Annotated in this window: 17 protein-coding genes; 4 read left to right on the top strand and 13 right to left on the bottom strand. The window is 72.1% G+C overall.

Features of this window, described 5'->3' with window-relative positions:
• On the top strand, positions 1-1,241 hold a 1,241-nt coding region (locus ACFWY5_RS36750; RefSeq protein ID WP_379637494.1), incomplete at its 5' end, for an FG-GAP repeat protein.
• Positions 1,242-1,253: 12 nt separating this feature from the next.
• On the opposite strand, the gene ACFWY5_RS36745 is transcribed toward ACFWY5_RS36750, so the two are convergent.
• The 4 genes from ACFWY5_RS36745 to ACFWY5_RS36730 form a co-directional block, all read right to left on the bottom strand.
• Positions 1,254-2,759 (bottom strand): alkaline phosphatase D family protein, encoded by a 1,506-nt coding sequence (locus ACFWY5_RS36745; RefSeq protein ID WP_379619713.1) that lies wholly within the window; start codon positions 2,757-2,759, stop codon positions 1,254-1,256.
• A gap of 66 nt (positions 2,760-2,825) precedes the next feature.
• Positions 2,826-4,328: a hypothetical protein gene (locus ACFWY5_RS36740; protein ID WP_379637492.1), complete on the bottom strand. Its 1,503-nt coding sequence runs from the start codon at positions 4,326-4,328 to the stop codon at positions 2,826-2,828.
• A 70-nt stretch (positions 4,329-4,398) separates the two neighbouring features.
• On the bottom strand, positions 4,399-4,989 hold the full coding sequence (locus ACFWY5_RS36735; RefSeq protein WP_379637491.1) for an HAD family hydrolase: 591 nt from the start codon (positions 4,987-4,989) through the stop codon (positions 4,399-4,401).
• Positions 4,986-5,801, bottom strand: coding sequence for a hypothetical protein (locus ACFWY5_RS36730; protein WP_379619719.1), 816 nt, complete (start codon positions 5,799-5,801; stop codon positions 4,986-4,988). Before ACFWY5_RS36730 ends, ACFWY5_RS36735 begins: the two co-directional genes overlap by 4 nt.
• A gap of 138 nt (positions 5,802-5,939) precedes the next feature.
• On the opposite strand from ACFWY5_RS36730, the gene ACFWY5_RS36725 reads away from it, so the two are divergent.
• Positions 5,940-6,188, top strand: coding sequence for a helix-turn-helix domain-containing protein (locus ACFWY5_RS36725; protein ID WP_379619721.1), 249 nt, complete (start codon positions 5,940-5,942; stop codon positions 6,186-6,188).
• Here the strand turns inward: ACFWY5_RS36725 and ACFWY5_RS36720 are convergent.
• The 3 genes from ACFWY5_RS36720 to ACFWY5_RS36710 all read right to left on the bottom strand — a co-directional run bounded on the left by ACFWY5_RS36720 (position 6,185) and on the right by ACFWY5_RS36710 (position 10,855).
• On the bottom strand, positions 6,185-9,616 hold the full coding sequence (locus tag ACFWY5_RS36720; RefSeq protein WP_379637490.1) for an NB-ARC domain-containing protein: 3,432 nt from the start codon (positions 9,614-9,616) through the stop codon (positions 6,185-6,187). The two genes, ACFWY5_RS36725 and ACFWY5_RS36720, sit on opposite strands and share 4 nt — an antisense overlap.
• A 4-nt stretch (positions 9,617-9,620) precedes the next feature.
• Positions 9,621-10,013 (bottom strand): hypothetical protein, encoded by a 393-nt coding sequence (locus ACFWY5_RS36715; protein ID WP_379637489.1) that lies wholly within the window; start codon positions 10,011-10,013, stop codon positions 9,621-9,623.
• Positions 10,014-10,078: 65 nt separating this feature from the next.
• Positions 10,079-10,855, bottom strand: coding sequence for a hypothetical protein (locus ACFWY5_RS36710; protein ID WP_379637487.1), 777 nt, complete (start codon positions 10,853-10,855; stop codon positions 10,079-10,081).
• A gap of 134 nt (positions 10,856-10,989) precedes the next feature.
• On the opposite strand from ACFWY5_RS36710, the gene arfB reads away from it, so the two are divergent.
• Positions 10,990-11,397: an alternative ribosome rescue aminoacyl-tRNA hydrolase ArfB gene (arfB, locus tag ACFWY5_RS36705; protein ID WP_379619730.1), complete on the top strand. Its 408-nt coding sequence runs from the start codon at positions 10,990-10,992 to the stop codon at positions 11,395-11,397.
• Positions 11,398-11,529: 132 nt separating this feature from the next.
• Here arfB and ACFWY5_RS36700 read toward each other — a convergent pair whose 3' ends face one another.
• The 6 genes from ACFWY5_RS36700 to ACFWY5_RS36675 all read right to left on the bottom strand — a co-directional run bounded on the left by ACFWY5_RS36700 (position 11,530) and on the right by ACFWY5_RS36675 (position 17,978).
• Positions 11,530-12,336, bottom strand: a complete 807-nt coding sequence (locus ACFWY5_RS36700; protein WP_379637485.1) for an SMP-30/gluconolactonase/LRE family protein — start codon at positions 12,334-12,336, stop codon at positions 11,530-11,532.
• Positions 12,337-12,486: 150 nt separating this feature from the next.
• Complete coding sequence (locus ACFWY5_RS36695) at positions 12,487-13,524, bottom strand: S66 peptidase family protein (protein ID WP_379637483.1); 1,038 nt, start codon at positions 13,522-13,524, stop codon at positions 12,487-12,489.
• Between the two features lie 25 nt (positions 13,525-13,549).
• Complete coding sequence (locus ACFWY5_RS36690; RefSeq protein WP_379619736.1) at positions 13,550-15,511, bottom strand: ABC1 kinase family protein; 1,962 nt, start codon at positions 15,509-15,511, stop codon at positions 13,550-13,552.
• Positions 15,512-15,519: 8 nt separating this feature from the next.
• Complete coding sequence (locus ACFWY5_RS36685; RefSeq protein ID WP_379619738.1) at positions 15,520-16,449, bottom strand: acyl-ACP desaturase; 930 nt, start codon at positions 16,447-16,449, stop codon at positions 15,520-15,522.
• Between the two features lie 86 nt (positions 16,450-16,535).
• Positions 16,536-17,162 (bottom strand): hypothetical protein, encoded by a 627-nt coding sequence (locus ACFWY5_RS36680; protein ID WP_379637481.1) that lies wholly within the window; start codon positions 17,160-17,162, stop codon positions 16,536-16,538.
• Positions 17,163-17,198: 36 nt separating this feature from the next.
• Positions 17,199-17,978, bottom strand: a complete 780-nt coding sequence (locus ACFWY5_RS36675; protein ID WP_379619742.1) for an HAD-IIA family hydrolase — start codon at positions 17,976-17,978, stop codon at positions 17,199-17,201.
• A 61-nt stretch (positions 17,979-18,039) separates the two neighbouring features.
• On the opposite strand from ACFWY5_RS36675, the gene ACFWY5_RS36670 reads away from it, so the two are divergent.
• Positions 18,040-19,236 carry a M20 family metallopeptidase gene (locus tag ACFWY5_RS36670; protein ID WP_379619745.1) on the top strand — a complete coding sequence of 399 codons (1,197 nt, stop codon included), beginning with the start codon at positions 18,040-18,042 and terminating at the stop codon, positions 19,234-19,236.
• Positions 19,237-19,500 lie beyond the last annotated feature (264 nt).

The following is a 19,500-nucleotide window of genomic DNA, read 5'->3' as shown; positions in this document are numbered from 1 at the left end:
GGGCCGGATCCGTGAACGTCCTCTACGGCTCCGGCCGCAAGGCGACGCTGCGCCAGGACGGCGCCGAGACCGGCGACTCCTTCGGCTCGGCGCTGGCCGTGGGCGACTTCGACGGCGACCGCTGCGCCGACCTCGCGGTCGGGGTGTCGGAGGAGTTCACCGGTACGGCCCGGCCGGGCGCCGACGGCGACGGGGTCGTGCAGGTGTTCCGCGGCGGCCCGCGCGGCCTGGTCGCCTGGCGGCAGCTCGCCCTGGGCAAGCCGCGTGGCGACAGGTACGGCGCCGCGCTGGCCGCCGGTGACCTCGACGGCGACGGGGACGACGAGCTGGCCGTCGGCGCCCCCGGCCTCGGGGCGGGCGGCGGCGTGGTCGTGCACTTCCTCAAGAAGCGCAAGCCCTACCAGATCACCCAGCAGACCCGCTGGGTCGGCCAGCAGGGGCGCGTCACCGACCAGTGGGGCGCGGCGCTGACCACCGGCGACTTCGACGGCGACGGCCGCGCCGAGCTCGTCGTGGGCGCGCCCGCCGACAGCGTGACCACGGACGGGCAGGGCTCGGCCACGGTCCTCGACCCGGTACGCCGGCACGCGGCCCAGATCACCCAGGACAGCCGCGGCATCAAGGGTTCCTCGGAGAAGTGGGACGCGTTCGGCGCCTCGCTGACCACCGGCGACTTCAACGCCGACGGCCGCGCGGACCTCGCGATCGGCGCGCCCGGCGAGGGCCTGAGCGCCAACCAGCGCGCCATGGACTACGGCGACGGCATGGTCCACGTGATCTACGGCTCGCGCTCGGGGCTGCGGACCACGCACAGCGAGGCGTGGACGCAGCGGGTCCTGAACGGCGAGCCCCGCTACTACGACCGCTTCGGCGCCTCGCTGGCCGCGGGCGACTTCAACGGCGACGGCGACGCGGAACTGGCCATCGGCGTGCCCGGCGAGCGCGCGGTGCAGGTGCTGGTCGGAACCCGCTCCGGCGGCCTCACCCGCCACGGCGACCTGCTGATCAAGGGCAAGGGCCGCGACTTCGGCGCCTCGATGACCGCCCTGGCCGCGACCCCGCGCTACCGGCTGCTCGGCCGGTCCCGCCCGGTCTACGGCCTGGTGGTGGCGGCCCCCGGCGACGGCGTCCTGACGCTGCTGCCCGGCGCCCGCCGCCCGGGGGCCCACCCGGGCCTGCGGGCGAACAAGGCCACCAAACTGAGCACCGGCTCCGGCCTGTACGGCTACGCCTTCAGCTGACCCGGCCCCCGGTCAGGGCGCGGAGGTCGGGACCGTGACGCGGTGCGTGGTCCTGGCCGGGGCGCCCCGGCGGGAGATGTACTCCAGCGTGCGGAACTCCGCCGACAGCTCCGTGGAGGTCAGGCGGGCCATGATGTAGCCGCGCCGCTGGTCGATGTAGGAGATGTGCGGGTTCTCCGCCAGCCCCTCCTCGATCCACACCTTGTCCCGGTAGCCGTCGCCGTCGCTGGCGATCGAGGAGGCGACCAGCTCCGGGGCGATGACCGGGCTGTCGGGGTCGTCGAAGTTCAGCTTCAGCGAGGCGGCGTGGTGCATGTGGGCGTCGCCGGTCAGGACGACCGGGTTGGACGTGGTGGACATCAGTTCCAGCAGGCGGGCGCGCTCGGCGGCGTAGCCGTCCCAGGCGTCGAGGTTGACCTCGCGGCCGGGGCCGCGCTTGTAGTCGCGCTGCATCATGAGGATCTGCTGGCCGAGCAGGTTCCACTGGGTCGTGGAGGCGCGCAGGCCGTCCGACAGCCAGCGCCACTGGTCGCCGCCCAGCAGCGTGCGCCGCTCGGACAGGCGCTCGTCGCAACCGGCCCGCACGCCGTCCAGGCAGGCCTGGTCGTCGCGGAACTGGCGGGTGTCGAGCAGGTGGAAGCGGGCCAGCGTGCCCCAGGAGACGCGGCGGTTGACCCGCAGGACGGCGCCCTGCAGGCTGGCGCGGCGCAACGGCATGTTCTCGTAGTAGGCGCGGAACGCGTTGGCGCGCCGGTGGGCGAAGGCGGGGGCGCCGGTGCTGGAGACGGGGCCCGCCCAGTTGTTCTCCAGCTCGTGGTCGTCGAAGGAGACCAGCCAGGGCGCGACGGCGTGGGCGCGCTGCAGGTCGGCGTCGCTCTTGTACTGGGCGTGCCGCAGCCGGTAGTCGGCCAGCGTGGCGCACTTGCCCGGCGTGTGCGTACGCACCCGGCCGGCGAGGGCGGTGTAGCCCGATGGGCCGTACTCGTAGAGGTAGTCGCCCAGGAAGAGCACCAGGTCGGGCTCCTGCTCGGCCAGGCGGCGGTAGGCGGTGTAGAAGCCGTGCTCGTAGTGGGCGCAGGCGGCCACGGCGAAGGCCAGCGGCTGGGTGGCGCCGGACGGGGCCGTCCTGGTGCGGCCGGTGGGCGAGAGGCGGCCTTCGGCGCGGAAGCGGTAGAAGTACTCCCTGCCCGGCTCCAGGCCGTCCAGCTCCACGTGGACGCTGTGGGCGTCCTTCCAGCGGGCGCCGGCCGTACCGGATCGGAGGATTTTGCCGAAACGCTCGTCGGCGGACAGTTGCCAGTCCACCTCGACGTCGCGGGAGGGCATGGCGCCGCGCCCGTTGGCGCCGAGCGGGTCGAGCGCGAGGCGGGTCCAGAGCACGAAGCCGTCGGCCGAGGGGTCTCCCGAGGCGACCCCGAGCGTGAAGGGGTCGCGGGCGAGGGTCCGGGAGGGGGACGTGGCGGGGGCGGGGAGCACGAAGGTGGCGGCTGCCGCTGCGAGGAAGGATCTGCGGTCCACGATTCCAGATATGTCCGGCTCCGCTGACCCGGTCGTGACCCTGGAGTCAAGGGCAGATGAACAGCGTCAGTCATGCTCCAGCTCCTCGAGCAGGGAAATCGCCCCGTCGTGGGTGATTCCCAGCGCGGTGTAGCGGGCGACGGCCTCGCGGCAGGCGCGCAGCGCGTCGTCGTGGAGCTCCAGCCAGTCGAGCGCGACCGCCTCGTCGTAGGCCAGTTCGGCGAGATCCTGGGGCGACTCCTCCCGCGCCGCCTCGACGACGGGCCGGGCCCGCGCGTAGGCGGCGCGGATCTCCTCCCCCTCGTCGGCCGCGTAGTACACGGACTTGGCGTAGCCGAGCATGGCCCGCGCCTCCCCCGCCCGGTCGCCCGCCCGCCGGTACAGACCGGCCGCGCGCTCGAACAGCGCCGCCGCCTCGGCGTCCTCGCCGTCGCCGCGCAGCTTTCCCGCGCGTGCGAGCAGCCTGGCGGGGTCGCTCTCCCCGGCCGCGGGCGTGAGCACCAGTCGCGTGAGGTACGGCGCCGCCGCCAGCACCTCCTCCAGGTCGCGCAGGTGTTCGCCGGTGCCGTTGCGGGCGTCGAAGGCCGCCGCGACGCCGCGCGCGCCCGCCTCCATCTCGGCCCGCAGCCCGGCGGCCGGGATGTCGGCGCCGCCGCGCCGTACCGGCGTGTCACCGTGCCCGAGCTCTTCCAGGCGGCGCAGCAGCACGGCCGCCCCGGTCATGAAGGCGCGGGCGGCGCTGGGCGAGGGCGGCCGCTCCAGCAGGTGCAGCTCGCGCTGGAGGATTTCAAGGCCGCGGCTCTCGTTGCCGGTCAGGGCCAGGAACCGCAGGTGCGTGCCCATGTCGTCGAGGTCGGACAGCCGCCCCTGGACGATCCGGTAGGCCCGCCGGTGCGCCGACGCCGCCTCCTCCAGCCGGCCCGTGCGCACGTACGGCAGCAGGAGCGCCTCCAGGATGCCCTGCGGCTGGGAGCTGCACGTCATGGCCCCGGACAGGACCGGCGCCGCCGCCACGATGGCCTCCTCGTCCCGGCCCGTCCAGGCCAGGTAGGCGATCACCCCGCGCACGTCGCAGGCGGCGCAGTCGGACAGCTCGTCGCGCGGCGCGGTACGCCACCGGTGGAACCACTCCTCGGCGGCGGCCCGGTCGCCGAGGTGCTGGGCGACGTGGCAGCGGCGGGCGTACACGGCCTGCAGGCCCTCGCCGGCCTCGCGGTAGCGCCGCTCCATGTCGTCCAGGCCGTCCAGGGCGCGGCGCAGCGGGATCTCGGGGAACCTGCGCAGGCTGCCGACGATCCACTTGTACTGCCACAGCAGCCGCCACAGCCGGCGCTCGCCGAACAGCGACGGGTCGCGGTCGTAGTCGGCCAGGTTGCGCGAGAAGACCGCGAACGACTTGGCCGGCTCGCCGCCGAGCTGGTAGGCGGCGGTCAGTTCGAAGCGGGTCAGCACGACCAGCCCGGGGTCACGGGCCGCCTCCGCCGCACGCAGCGCGCGCTCGGTCACGACGGTCCTGGCCTCGCCGTACGGCATGCCGTACGCCTCACCGAGCAGGCTCTCCACGTCCATGCCGGTCACCATAGATCACCAACCCCGACAGACCCCCACATTTATGGGGAGTCCAGAAGACGGCCGGGTGTCAGCTCAGCAGCGCGCCGAGCTCCCGCCGCAGGGTCTCGGGATCGCGGAAGTGCAGGCCGGTCAGGCCCGCCCGCGCGGCGCCCGCCACGTTCAGCTGCCGGTCGTCGATGAAGACGATCTCCTGCGGCTGAGCGTCCAGCGACCGGGCCATCAGCTCGAAGATCTCCCGGTCGGGTTTCACCAGGCCGAGGCGGCCGCTGTAGAAGCGGGGGCCGATCCCGGCGATCCACGGCAGCCGGTCCACGCCGTCGGCCATGGAGACCGGGGCGTTGGACAGCAGCGCCACGTCCTGGCCCCGGCCGAGGAGCTCGCGCAGGAGGGCCACCGTACCGTCGTGCGGGTGTGTCCAGCTGACCACGTCGAGCGCGACCAGCCGCGACACCTCCGCGCCCGAGACCTCGCGGCCGAGCACCTTCGCCCAATATTGCTCATCGCTCAGCGCGCCCCGGTCGAACTCCAGCCGGTGCGCCCAGTAGCCGCGCTCGAACGCGGCGGGCTCGGCGCCCGCGGCGCGCACCATGGCCGCGACGTCGGCCGCGGGCTGCGGCAGGGACAGGACTTCGCCGTAGTCGAAAACTATCCAGGTCATGCCAGATAGGGTCGCAGGTACGGGTCGAGCGCGCCGCATCCGAGGTACTTGCCGGCGGTGTGGAAGTCGATCCAGTCGAGGTTGACCAGTTGCTCCTCGTCGACGCCGGCGAAACTCTCGCGCAGCTCGGGAGGGATGGCGGCGATGTCGTCCTTGTCGGCGATGTTCACCCAGCGCCCGACGCCGCGGGGCCGCTCGCCGCGGCCGTCGATCGGGGCGGGCAGCAGCTTCTCGAAGATCACGTTGCGCATGCCGAGCGGGCTGCCGAGCGTGATGAGCAGGTCCACCTCGATGTCCGGGTTGGCCCAGAGCGTCTCGTAGGTGACCACGCTGCCGAGCGAGTGGGCGATCACCACCTTCGGCCGGTGGCGGCGCAGCGACGCGGCCACCAGCCCGCGGACCTTCTCGCGGCGGCCCGCGTCGGCCAGGTAGGTGGCCACCTCGGGGCAGAACAGCTTGGCGAAGGCCGCCGCCCGCCCGTCGAGCCGGTCCAGGAGCCAGCCGGCGAACGTCTTGAGCGCGCCGGTGAGGTGCTCGCCGACGCCGAGTTCCTTGGCCCAGGCGGCCAGCACCATCTGCTCGCGCACCCGCATGGCCTCCGCCTCGCGAACTCCGGGCGGGCGCGGCTCGTTGAGCAGGTGTGCGAAGTAGGCGACCTCGGCGAAGTACGCGCGCGTCTCGCCCCCGAGCGACGCGTGGAGGTAGCCGTCCCACTTGGCGCGCATCGCCGCCGCCGCGCGGGCGACGTCGTTTCCGGCCTCCAGGTAGTACTTGTACTTGCCGATCCCGTGCACGCCGACGATCGCCGTCACAGCGCCTCCCCACTTGGCCCCGTTGGTGTCGGCAAGATCGTGGCATATCCGACTTGCAGTTGGATTGACCGCCTTTAGGCTTGCCTAAAGGTTTAGGTAGAGCTAAAGTGGAGTCAGTCAGCAGAGAGTGAGCCGGAGATGGCCAGCAGACGCGAGGACACGTCGCCGTTCGCGCAGGAAGTCGTGGACGAGATCACCTGGTACATGCGCGAACACAAGATCACTCGCGCTGACCTGGCCGCCTCCATGGGCGTGTCGGCGGGCCGCGTCAGCCAGATCCTCTCGGGCGACGAGAACCTCACCCTGCGCACGCTCGGCGCCGTCGTCACGGCCCTCGGCGCCCGCCTCGACTTCACCCTCTCCGACGCCGAGGACCAGCACACCTAGGCATCCGTGCCGGGGCTCGCCCCGAACCGCGCGCGCAGCGGCCCGTTGGCCCGCAGCACGTGCAGGAAGCCCGACATCCCGCCGGCCGCGAACGTGGCCAGGTCATCCCCCAGCGCCACCGCCCTGGTCACCGCAACGTCGTCGTCGAAGCGGGCCAGCTCGCGCCCGTCGTAACGGTCGAAGACCGTGACGCACTGGTCCTCAGCCGCCGTGACCAGCAGCCGGCCGCGTACGTGCAGCCCGGTCACCGGGCCCGCGAAGGGGCCGAACGCGCGGCGCGCGATACCCGTGCGCAGCTGCCAGCTCCTGACCATGCGGTCGACACCGCAGGTGAACAGCCACTCCCCGCAGATGCGCAGGTCGAGCACGAGGCCCTCGTGCGCGGGAAACCCCCACACGGGCGCGCCGCTCCTGGTCCAGAGGTGGACCTCGCCCCCGGCCGTGCCCGCGACGACCAGGTCGCCGGACAGGTCGACGGCGGAGACCCACTCGCCCACGACGAGTTCGACCGTGTCGGTGGCCAGGTCGGCCACGCAGATCCAGTTGCCGGTGGACGGGGGACCGCCGAGGGAGTTGGCCGGGGTGTAGTAGGGCCGCACGACCACGGCACAGGAGTCGCCGCACAGCCGCGCGCCCACCACGGCCTGGTGCGCCTCCAGGATGGTCTCGCGCGCCGACCCGCCGGCGCGCACGGGCGCCGACGCCGCCGGGTCGGTCCACCGGCGCCGGTCGCGGACGGTGAACTCGCTGCGCTTCGGATGGTCGAAGGTGCTGTGGACGAGCCACCGGTCGTTGGCGGCGAGGACGCGCACCGCCTTACCGGCCGAGGCGCTCGCGCGCAGCGTGGCCGTGCGCCAGTCCCACTCCTCGATCGTGCCCGACAGCGTCCCGGCGAAGACGGACTCTCCTTCCCTTTCGAGCGCCGAGATCGGGGGCCGGTGGAAGCGCCCGCCCGCGGGCGGCGCCTGCGGGCGCCGCCGGTCCCAGATCCTGATCGTGGCGTCGTGGGAGGTCGTGAGCAGCGCCTCGCCCGCCGGGTGAATGCTCGTGATGAGCTCGGAGTGGCCTTCGAGACAGCCGACGGGCGGCTGGTCGAGCCGGTCGTAGACGTCCACGACGTGCCCGCCGACGAGCGTGCGGGCCCCGTCGCGGGCGACCGCCGACACCGTCGCCGCATAGCCCCAGATGTCGCACGCGGCGTCGGCCGACCGCGGCTGATCGCCCTGCCGCGCGGCCTCGGCCCTCCGCCGGAACAGCAGCCCCGGCACGTCGGGCACGTCCGTCCAGCGCACCGCCAGGCACACCGCCTCGCCCATCACGAACGGGATCGTGCGGATGCCGACCTGCCCGTTCGTGCCACCGAGCCACTCCTGCCGGCGCAGGTCGTAGACGTAGGTGTGGCGCGCGGACCCGTTGTGGTGCAGCAGGTACGGCGGAGCCAGGAAGACCTCGTCGGGCCGGCCGGAGGTGGATCCGGTGTCGGCGTCGAGCGTCACGCGCGTGTGCCGGATCCAGTCCAGGAGCTCGATCCGGTTGTTCATCTCCCCGTTCGTGACGGCGGCCAGCGTCCCGCACACGTGCGTGCAGTAGCCCTCGCCCACGTCCGGAAGATCACCGCCGAGGTCGCGGACGTGCTCACCGGTGCGCCAGTTCCAGATCTGCACGGGCGCCCGCGGCCGCTGGCCGGACCGCGAGCCGTGGGCGCCGCCGACGGCCATCAGCTCGCCCTGGACGGCCAGCGACCACGGCTGCCCGACCCCGCAGGCAAGGACGGAGACGCGCTCGTGGCGGCGCCAGTCCCAGACGCCGACCGTGCCGTCGTTCTGCCCGGTCAGCAGGTACGCGCCGTCCTCGCTGAGCGCCGCGGACAGGATCGGCGAGCCCACGTGCACCCTGGTGTGCACGCCGCGGTCGGCGGGCAGGAGGTGGACCCGCTCAGGCAGCAGCGACGGCGCGGACTCGTAGCGGCGGGCCTCCTCCAGCAGCCGCTCGACCATCGGCAGGCCCGGCGGCACGCCGGCGAGCCGTCCCACGAGCTGGGCGGCCAGCTGCGCCGGGTCCGACAGCGCCGGCCCCGCCATGCGCAGCGCGGCGGTGACGAACTCGCCGTCGCGATCCGGGCAGCGCTCGGCGTAGTCGGCGATGAGCCCGGCCGCCGGTGTCGCCTGGAGCCTGCGGTACACCCAGTCGAAGTCGGACAGCAGCCGCCTGATCTCCTCGTCCCTGCCGAGCTGGTGCAGGTGGTGGATGAGGAAGGTCCAGGCGTACGCGTCGGGCGGATGGCGCGGGTCGCCCCACGACTCCAGGAGCCGGCGGTGCAGGAGTTCCAGGTCGCCGGCCCTGCCCACGATCAGCCGCTGGACGACGTCGTGCAGCCGCAGCAGGCGGCGCCTGACGTCGTAGCGGGTGAACAGGGCCAGCCGGTACATCTCCTCCACCGCGTCCTCGGCGGCCAGCGCGTCGTAACCCGCCGTCGCCCGCCACAGCCGCCAGATCGTGCCGAACGGGACGTCCGCGCCCGCCGGGAAGACGGCGAGCTCGGCGAAGCGGGCCCGGTGCTCGGGCCTGAGCAGCGACACGCTCGCGTCCAGCGACGACGAGATCGCCGCGTTGCGGTCCTCGTCGCTGTGGCGGTCGAGGTAGCCGACGTCGAGCGCGAGGCGCCGCTCCACGTGCGCCACCGCCTCGGCCGTCGTACGGCCCGCGGCCACGAGCGAGCGCAGTTCGGCGCCGACGAGTTCGAGCATGAGCGGCCACTCCCCCAGCCGCCCGGCCAGAGCGGTCAGCAGGGCCGCGGCCGCGGCGTCCGGCGGCTCCGGCTGCCATCTCATGAGGAGCTCGGCGGCCTGCTCCGCGGTGAGCTCCCCGACGGGCACCGGACGACCGCCCGCCCGGCCCAGGACCGCGTCGAGCCGCGTGGTGACCAGGCAGGGCGTACCGGTGAAGAGGAAGTACGGCAGCAGGCCCGCCGACCAGACGTCGTCCAGCACGAGCAGGACGGCGCGCCCGGCGAGCAGCGACCGGAGCTGGGCGGAGGCGGCGCCGAGGTCGTTGGCGGCGTGGGTGTGCGGGGCCAGCAGCCGGATCTGGTCGTGCAGCAGCGCGACCGCGCCCTCGCGCGTGGTGGCCTGGCCGAAGCGCAGCCACAGGACGCCGTCACGGAAGGCGGCGCGGACGCGGTCGTCGTGGCAGGCGGCGGCCGCCAGCGTCGACTTGCCGAACCCGCCGCCGCCGTGCACGACCACGACGGCCCCGCCGAGCAGGCGCCCGACGACGCCTTCGAGCTCCCTGGGCCGTGGCACGAAGTGGCGCGGCAGGCCGGGCGCCGTGAACGGCGGCGCGCCGGCCGCCTCCGGCGCCACCATGAACGTGTTGAACTGCTGGTTCCCGTCGCCGATCTGGACGCCCTGGGCGGCGCGCGCGTCCACCCGGTCACCGGCCGGGCGGGGCGTGGAACACGTTGGCCTGCTGGTTGTTGTCACCCACTTGCACGCCGTGCGCGCCGCGCGCGTCGACCGTGTACTTGCCCGCCCGCGACCCCGCCGCGTCGGCCAGTTCCATCAGCGTCCGCGCCGCCGTGACCAGCTCGCCGTCGCCCTCGGCGCCGGCGGCGGCCAGCTCGGCCAGCAGGGGGTTGCGCCAGGTGCCGGGTGCCTGTTCGTGGCGATCCAGCGCCAGCTCGCCGTCGGGACGGCCGTCGAGCCGCCGTCTGGCCAGCCCCTTCAACGCCTCGTACGCGTCCTTGACCGCCGCCGACGCGGTGTCCTTCAGCCCCAGCGCCGCGCCCGCGGCCAGCGCCGTCACGACCAAGGTGACCGGATCCATCCCGCCTCCTCTGGGAGATGCGGCCATGGTGTCACCTCCCGCTCCCGCGCGGCAGCCGGTTCCGGCTAGGGATGCGGGCGTACCGGCCCGGCGGCGGCGAGACGTGAGGGCGGAGTGTAGAGGGGTAGCGAACGGTAACCGCTGCGATAGGCCGACGACAGCAGGCGCAGCAGTTCGCTCTCCGCGTCGTGGCGCAGGATGCCGCGCAGGCGGGTCAGGTCGTTGAGGTAGCGGTCGTAGCGTGCCAGGCGGGTGTGGCGGGAGCCGCCCAGGGCGGTGACGACCTTGGAGCGCGGGGCGCCGTCCTCGATCAGGGCGGCCACGTCGAGTTTTCTGTCGATGGCGTCGAGGCGGGCGTGGATGCGTTCGCGGCGCCGTTCCTCGGGGGTCAGACGTTCGCCGATGCGCTCGTGGTAGCGGTTGGCGGCCATGCTGAGCTCGTACACGCTCCACTCGTCGTCGATCCGTCTCTCGCACCAGGCGCGCTGGTCCTCGGCCATCGCCTGGTCGAGTCTGGCCAGCAGCGAGACCAGCCAGAACGTCGCCGCCTCCTTCGCCAGCGAGCGGCGGCCCTCCTCGTGGGCGCGTACCTGGCTGAGCCATAACCCGCTGGGCGCCACCGCGCCGAGCAGGGTGGCGAGGTTGTCGTTGAGCATCGCGCCGAACAGAAGGGCGACCCCCGCCGAGACCAGCCCGGTCAGCAGGATGATGGACACCGCCAGCCAGCGTCCCTCGGGTCCGAAAGGGCGGCCCTTGCCCTGGCAGCGCAGCAGCAGGAACGCCGTCGCCGAGATCACGGCCAGCACCACCGTCAGGCCTATGCGCACGGCAAGGTCGTCCATGGAATCCGCCTCTCCCGCAGAGCGTTCCCCTCATAGTCACATGCGCGCGCTGATCGGCACATCCGGAAAATCCGTTGCTGGCCGCACATACCGGGCAGATACCGTAGAGGAGCACTCACCAAAGGAGATCTCCCATGCCCGCCCCGCTGGTCGTCAACGACTCGGTCGTCGTCCCGGACGCCGAGCTCGTCTGGCGTTTCTCCCGTTCGTCGGGACCGGGCGGCCAGGGCGTGAACACCACCGACAGCCGGGTGGAACTCCTCTTCGACGTCTCCGCCACGACCGCGCTGCCGCCCGCCCTGAAGGAGCGCGCGCTGGCCCGGCTGGGCGGGCCGATGATCACCATCGCCGCCTCGGAGTACCGCTCGCAGCTGCGCAACCGTGAGGCCGCCGTCCAGCGCCTGGCCCAGCGGCTGCGCGAGGCCATCGCACCGCCGCCCAAGCGCCGCCGCGCGACCAAGCCCACCAGGGGCTCGGTCGAGCGCCGCCTGGCCTCCAAGAAGGCCCGCTCCGACGTGAAGCGCCTGCGCCGCGACGTCTAGCGGGGTACGGCGGCGCGCCCGCCTCTTCGGCGACCATCACGGAACCGAGCTCGTACCTTGGGCGACACCGGCGCCCGAACCCCTGACCCGCCGCTCCGTGCGGCCTTACGGGAAGGGGTTCGGGGGGTGGGGTCAGGCGGGGACGGCCACCCGGATGGTGCGGATCTCGGCTTTCAGGATGCGGGCGGCCTCCTCCGGCTCGTAGGTGGGGGCGGTGCACAGGAAGAGGGTGTGGCCGTCCGGGCCGCCGAGGGCGCAGGCGAAGACGCCCACGTCCCCGGTGCTGATCTCCTGGACGATCTCGCCGCCCTCCCGTACCCGGATCGCCCGGTTGCCGCCCGCGTCAGCCACCCAGATGGCGCCCTCGCCGTCCAGCGCGATGCCGTCGGGGTTGGCGGAGCCCAGGTCCGCCCACACGCGGCGGTTCACCAGGGCGCCGTCGGGGGCGAGGTCGAAGGCGGTCAGCCGGTTGGCGTAGGACTCGGCGATGATGAGGGTGCGGCCGTCCGGGGTGATGGCGGGGCCGTTCGGGAAGGCCATGTCGCCGGCCGCCTCGCGCACGCCGCCGTCCGGATCCACCCGGTACAGGCTGGTCGGCGCCCCGCCGAAGTCGCACGCCCCCGCGTAGGCGCGGCCCGACGGGTCCACGACCAGGTCGTTCACCGGCAGGTCGGTCAGTGCGGACAGGTCGGCGTGCACGCTCGTCTCGCCGTCGGCGATCCGGAGCACCTGGCGGTCCATCATCGAGACGACCAGCAGGCTTCCGTCGGGCAGCCGGCCCAGCCCGGAAGGCGACCCCGGGACCTCGGCCACCACCTCGGCGGTGCCGTCCATCGAGACCGCCAGGACGTGGCGCCGCCAGAAGTCCGACACCCACAGCCGGCCCTCGTGCCAGCGCGCGCCCTCGAAGAACGCGCCGCCGCCGATGAGAGTCTCCATCTGACTTCCTCCATGTTGTGAGGTTGTGTTCTCATCGGGGACGTAGAAGCCGGGGCGACGTTCTCGACATGCCGGGCCCAGGATTTCCGCACTGATTTTTCCCGCACACCTCCGGCACGGTTCTCGGACGGGTCCGAGCGTCGTGGGTGGTCAGTAGGTGACGGTGATGGTGCGGGCGGGGCCGTCCACGCGGATCTGGCCGCCGTACGGGATGACCACCTGGGGGTCGGTGTGGCCGAAGTCGACGTCGAAGACCGCCAGCGTGTCCGGGGCGTAGTGGGCGAGGGCCTTCAGGACCGCCGCACGCTGGTCGCGGGCGTATGCGGCCTGCTCTTCCGGAGCCAGGGGGCGGTTGAAGGACCAGGCCTTGGCGCGGCCGACCAAGATAGCCGGAAATTTCGCGAGAAGTCCGCGTTCGCCCATGTTGCGGAGGATGCGGAAGACCTCCTCGGAGGATGGCAGTTCCTCGCTGGTCTCGACGATCAGAACCATGCCCTCGTACGCCGGCGCGGCCCGGATGCCGCGATCGGCCATCAGGAGCCAGGACAGGATCTCCAGGTTCCCGCCCCAGGTGGCGCCCTCGACGACCCGGTCCGGGTTGTGCCAGTACCAGCCGTCGCACGGGCGCGTCGGCGCTGGCGCGTCGAAGGAGGCCGGGTCGTCCCACGGCTTGTCCAGGTCGCTGAACTCGAAGGACTCCGGCAGCTTGTAGGGGCCGGAGGTGAACAGGGCGGCGCGCAGCGACTCGGCGCTGGCCGGGTGCATGCCGCCGCACCGTCCGAACTGGCACATGACCGACCCGCCGTGGTAGGCGACGATGCCGAGGTTCCACAGGTGGAGCAGCAGGTTGGTGTTGTCGCTGTAGCCGAAGAACGGCTTGGGGCAGGCCCGGATGACCTCGTCGTCGAGGTACGGCGTGACCGTGATCTGGTCGTCGCCGCCGATGCTGGCGATGACGGCCTTGATCGACGGGTCGGCGAAGGCGGCGTTGACGTCGGCGGCCCGCTCGCGCGCGCTCGCCCCCATGACCCGCGTGGCCGGGAACTCCACCGGCACCAGCCCGAACTCCTCACGCAACACCCGCAGCCCCGCCTCGAACGGCAGCGGCAGGATCCCCGGCAGCCCGGCCGACGGCGAGAGCACGGCCACCTTGTCCCCCGCCTGCGGTTTAGGCGGATAAATCATCATCTTCGGCCTTCCTCTCGACACCCGATCACGATGGAACGTCCTCTTTGCGGCGGAAGATCAGCACGAGCACGCGCAGCACCAAAATCGCCGCGATGACCAGCAGGTTGTAGCCCAGCAGATCGAACAGGCCGAGGTTCAGGGCCGCGACCGACACGGGCCCGCCCTCGGTCCCCAGCAGGAACACCGCCATGATCCCCGCGGTGGCCCCCAGCACGGTCAGCAGGATCTGGTGCAGCAGACCGGTGAGATAGCGCCGGTCACGCTCGTCGGCGAACAGCCGGACGTTGACCGAGAACCGCCCGTGCTCGGCCGCGCTGGCGATGCGCTCGATCCGGCGCGGCAGGCGGCGCACCATCGGCAGCAGCGCGGCCGCCTCCTGGACCACGGCCTCCTTCAGGGTGGTGCCGGACATCTGCTCGGCGAGGTAGCGGCCGGCGAAGGCGCGGGCCTCGGTGATGAGGTTGAAGCCGGGCGCCAGCCGTACCAGCGTGCCTTCGAGTGTGGCCAGCGCGCGGAAGACGGCGGCGACCTCCGGCGGGATCGACAGCCCGTACTCGGAGACGATCCTGAACAGGTCGGTGAACATGGCGGCGCTGTCCATGCCGGGCCCGAGGTGGCGGGCCATGAACTGGCCGAGCGCGCGCTCCAGCCCGGCCTCGTCGATGTCCTCGGGGCGCGGGACGACCTCCAGCAGGGCGTCGGTAACGCCGAGCGGGTCCTGCCGGTTGAGCGCCATCAGGAAACGTTGCAGGGCGGCGCGGACGGAGGCGTCCAGGCGGCCGACCGACCCGAAGTCGAGCAGGCCGAGGCTGCCGTCGTCCAGGACCATGATGTTGCCGGGGTGCGGGTCGGCGTGGAAGACGCCCTCCAGCAGGATCTGGCGCAGCAGCGTGTCGAGCAGGTCGCGGGCCAGCCGCGCGCTCTCCCCCGGTACGCCCGCAAGCGGCTTGCCGTTCAGCCGCTGCATGACCAGCACCCGGTCGGTGCACATGCGCGGGTACGGCACCGGGTAGGTGACCTGGTCGCTCGGGGTGGCGGCGACGGCGGCCATGTTGGCCGCCTCGATGCGGAAGTCGAGCTCCTCGCGGATCGCGACCGCGAACCCCTCGGCCAGGTCGCGCATGCCGAGGGAACGCCCCCACTTCGTGCGTGACTCCAGGGTGACGGCCAGCCTGCGCACGATGTCGAGGTCCTTGGCCACGACGGTGCCGATGCCGGGCCGCTGGACCTTGACCACGACCTCCTCGCCTGTGTGCAGGCGGGCGGTGTAGGCCTGGGCGATGGAGGCGGCGGCGAGCGGGACCCGGTCGAAGGCGGCAAACACCTGGTCGACCGGCCCGCCGAGCTCGGCGGCGAGCACCGGCTCGATGCGCTCCCACGGCAGCGGCGCCACCTGGTCCTGAAGCCGGCCGAGCTCGTCGACGAACTCGGGCGGAAGCAGGTCGCGCCTGGTGGAGAGCACCTGGCCGAGTTTGACGAAGGTGACGCCGCCCTCGTCGAGTGCCTCGCGCAGCGAGCGGGCCAGCCGTACCTTGCCGGAGCGGTCGTGCAGGCTCTCGCCCCGGCCGCGCAGGTAGGGGCCGAGGCCGTGCCTGATCGCGATGCGGGTGATCTGGGAGTAGCGGCGGCCACGGGAGATCCGGCCGCGCAGTCCCTTGATCACCTCGATGGGGCCGGGGATGGAGCCGGGCGGCACGAGCGCCTCGGCCATCACCAGGATCACCATCGGGATCAGGACGGCCAGCATGCCGAGCATGAGCATGACCCAGACGGCGCCGAAGCCCGGGTCCTCCCCCGGCCGGAGGTTCTGGAACCCCCCGATGATCGGCGCGAAGATCGGCCCCGACAACGCGAAGCCGATCGCCGCGGCCAGGAACACGCGGAACCCGCCGAGATGGACGCCCAGTAGCCGCTGCGCCAGCCTGGCCACGATCAAGACCATGACCAGGACGGCGAACGAGAAGAAAAGGGAGGTCTGGACGTCCATGCGGGAGATCATCCCATGTTGGCGGCCCTGGCCCTGCGCTCTTCCCTGCGGGCGACGAACCGTGCGGCCGTGACCTCGGTCTTCTCCAGGAACCCGGCCAGCTCCTCGCGGGCCTTCTCGCCCTCGGCGTCCAGCCCGGTCTGGTCGAAGACGGCCCACTGGCGCAGCACCGGCATGAGGACGTCGTCCAGGTGCAGGCGCAGGTCGTAGATGCCCTCGTTGGCGATGATCATCGCCTTGCGGGCGAAGCCCTGGATGCCGGAGCCGGGCATCTGGAAGGTGGTGACCACGTCGGTGACGGCGCGCATGGTCTGGTTGGGGTCCAGCTCGAAGGCGGCCTTGAGCAGGTTGCGGTAGAAGAGCATGTGCAGGTTCTCGTCGGCGGCGATCCTGGCCAGCAGCCGTTCGCAGCCCTCGTCGCCGGTGGCCCTGCCGGTGTTGCGGTGGGAGATGCGGGTGGCCAGCTCCTGGAAGGAGACGTAGGCCAGCTGCTGGAGCATGGTGCCGTACTCGGTCTGGAAGCCCTGCTCCATGTGGATCATCCGGGCCCGCTCCAGCGCCACCGGGTCGACGGCGCGGGTGACGGTGAGGTAGTCGCGGATCGCGGTGCCGTGCTTGTCCTCCTCGGCGGTCCAGCGGTGCACCCAGGTGCCCCACGCGCCGTCACGGCCGAACGTGGTGGCGATCTCGTGGTGGTAGCTGGGGAGGTTGTCCTCGGTGAGGAGGTTCACGATCAGCGACACCCGCGCCGACTCGGGGATCTTGGAGTCGCTGTCCTGCCAGGCCTCGCCCTGGTAGATGCCGTCGAAGTCGCGGCCCTGACTCCAAGGAACGTACTCGTGCGGGAACCACTCTTTGGCCACCTTGAGATGGCGGTCGAGCTCGCCCGCGACCACGGGCTCCAGCGCGTGCAGCAGTTCCGTCTGAGTCATCGCCATAAAAGATCGTCTCCTTGAAGTTACGGCACCGTAGGTTAGGCTACCCGATGGGCAAAACCGCCTTTTGTGTGCGAAACCCACAAGGATCAGGCCGAGCGGTCCTCCATTTCCCACAGATGGTCGAGGACGTGCCACGTGACGCGGCGCACGACGTAACGCGGCGTCCACTTGTGGTCCCAGCCGCCCTGCCACGGCCGCCCCAGCACGGCGGCGAGTTCGTCGCGTATCGCGTCGCGGTCCGCCGCCGACTTGTAGGGCGGGTGGCGCACGCCGGCCTGGCGGGCGTAGTTGCGCTCGGCCTCGGTGACGTGATTCACCATCTTCGTCCGGTCGCGGCCCCCGCCGCGTGGCCCCTTGCGCAGCTCCTCCGGCGAGATCGCCGCCGTCTCGTCGAACAACCGCCAGGCCGCGCGCATGAGCGCGACGTCACGGGCGGCGGCGTCCGCGCCGAGCGCCGCGTGGTCGGCCTCCGGCTCCTTCTCCGGCGCACCGAAGTCGGTGGTGGCGCCGCCCTTCAGCCGCTCGGCGACCTCGGGCTCGCCCGGCTCGAAGGCGAGCGCGGCCCGTCCGGCCACGACGGCGTAGCGGGGCGCGTAGTGCATGAGGTTCTCGATCGCCTGCTCCTCCGACCTGCCGCTACGGCACCAGCCGGGCCACTCCAGCGAGCAGGCGAAGACCCTCTTCAGGCCGCTTTCCAGGTAGATGCGGGTCATGTTTTCCAGCCTCGCAGTCATACCTGTCAGTACGTGTCAGATTAGGTCGATGAGATCGGCGACCGACTCCACGACCAGCGACGGCCGGTACGGATACCGGTCCACCTGGTCTCGCTGGATCACGCCGGTCAGGACGAGGATCGTGTAGAGGCCGGCCTCCATGCCGGCGACGATGTCGGTGTCCATCCGGTCGCCGATCATCGCGGTGTTCTCGCTGTGGCCCTCGATCGCGTTGAGCGCGCTGCGCATCATGCCCGGATTGGGCTTGCCGACGAAGTACGGCTCGACGCCGGTCGCCTTGGTGATCAGCGCGGCGACCGCGCCGGTGGCCGGCAGCGAACCCTCGTTCGTGGGACCGACGGGGTCGGGGTTGGTGGCGATGAAGCGGGCGCCGGACTCGATGAGGCGGATGGCGCGGGTGATCTGGGTGAAGCTGTAGGTGCGGGTCTCGCCGAGCACCACGTAGTCGGGGTCGAGGTCGGTCAACACGTAACCGGCCTCGTGCAGCGCGGTGGTCAGCCCCGCCTCGCCGACGACGTACGCGGAACCGCCGGGGCGCTGGTCCTGAAGGAACTGGGCCGTGGCCAGGGCCGAGGTCCAGATCGACTCGGGCGGCACGTCGAGGCCGGCGGCGCGCAGCCGTACGGAGAGGTCGCGCGGGGTGTAGATCGAGTTGTTCGTGAGCACCCGGAAGGGCTTGCCGGACTCGGCCAGCCGCTTGATGAACTCATCGGCCCCCGGCACCGGCAGCCCCTCGTGCACGAGAACGCCATCCATGTCGGACAACCAGGAGTCGATGCGCTTACGCTCAGTCACGTGGACAATCGTAGCGAGCCCCGCTTGTCAACATGGCAACAGGGATGTGAAGAATGACGGCATGTCGTCGTTCACGGAATCCGCCCAGGACATGCGGGACGAGCTCGTCCGGCTCCGCCACTCTCTGCACACCACGCCCGAGATCGGCCTCACCCTGCCACGTACGCAGGAGAAGGTCCTGGCCGCGCTCGACGGCCTTCCGCTGGAGATCACGACCGGCTCGTCGCTGAGCTCCGTCACCGCCGTGCTGCGCGGGGGGCGGCCCGGCCCCGCCGTACTGCTGCGCGGCGACATGGACGCGCTGCCCGTCGCCGAGCGCAACGACCTGCCCTACATCTCGCAGAACGACGGCCAGATGCACGCCTGCGGCCACGACCTGCACACCGCGATGCTCGCCGGGGCCGCCCACCTGCTGGCCGCGCGGCGCACGGAGCTGGCCGGGGACGTGGTGTTCATGTTCCAGCCCGGCGAGGAAGGCTACGAGGGCGCCAAGTACATGATCGACGAGGGTGTGCTCGACGCGCCCGGCCAGCGGGTCGCGGCCGCCTACGGCATGCACGTCGTGTCGGCGATGCTGCCGCCGGCGCTGTTCGCCAGCCGCCCGGGGCCGCTCATGGCGGCGGCCGACACGTTCCTGGTCACGGTGAAGGGCAAGGGCGGGCACGGCTCCTCCCCGCACCGCGCGCTCGACCCGATCCCGGCCGCGTGCGAGATGGTGACCGCGCTGCAGACGCTGGTGACGCGGCAGTTCGACGTCTTCGACCCGGTCGTCATCACGGTGGGCAGCTTCCACGCGGGCACGGTCGACAACGTCATCCCGGACGACGCGCACTTCCAGGCCACCATCCGGACCTTCAGCAAGGAGAACAGGGCGCTGGTCAAGCGGCGCGTGATCGAGGTGGTCGAGGGCATCGCCGCCGCGAACGGCATGGCCGTGGAGGCCGGGTTCGGTATGGGTTACCCGGTGACGGTCAACAACGCCTCGGAGGCGGAGTTCGCGGGGCAGACGGTCGAGGAGTTGTTCGGGCCGGGCCGGTTCTTCGTCTCGCCGCAGCCGGTGATGGGCTCGGAGGACTTCTCGTACGTGCTGGAACAGGTGCCGGGCGCCTTCATCTTCCTGGGCGCCTGCCCGGCCGACCGCGATCCGGCCAGCGCGCCGTACAACCACTCACCCGAGGCCGCCTTCGACGACGCCGTCCTCCCCGACGGCGCCGCCCTCTACGCCGCCCTCGCCCACCTTCGCCTCTCTTCTCTCTGACAAGCCTTCCTCTACGTTACGGCGAAGCCGCCCCCACGCCACCCGCCGCCCTGGGCGGGCGCCGATCGTGGGGGTCGCTTCTCACGTCGGACAGACGCGCCACCGTCACGGCCCCCCTTGACCGGCCAAGCCGTTACCGGACCGGCTAGTTGCTTTTGACCTGCCAAGCCACTGCCCGCTGCTTGATCGGTCGGGCGGTGTTTGGCTGGGTTGGCTGCTCTTTGGTGGGTTGGTTGGGTGGCTCCTGGGTGGGGTGGGTTCTTG

It is taken from the genome of Nonomuraea sp. NPDC059007 (assembly GCF_042740555.1).
GTDB lineage: Bacteria > Actinomycetota > Actinomycetes > Streptosporangiales > Streptosporangiaceae > Nonomuraea.
Note: the sequence above shows the minus strand (reverse complement) of the source record. Positions and strands in the feature narration are given on the sequence as shown.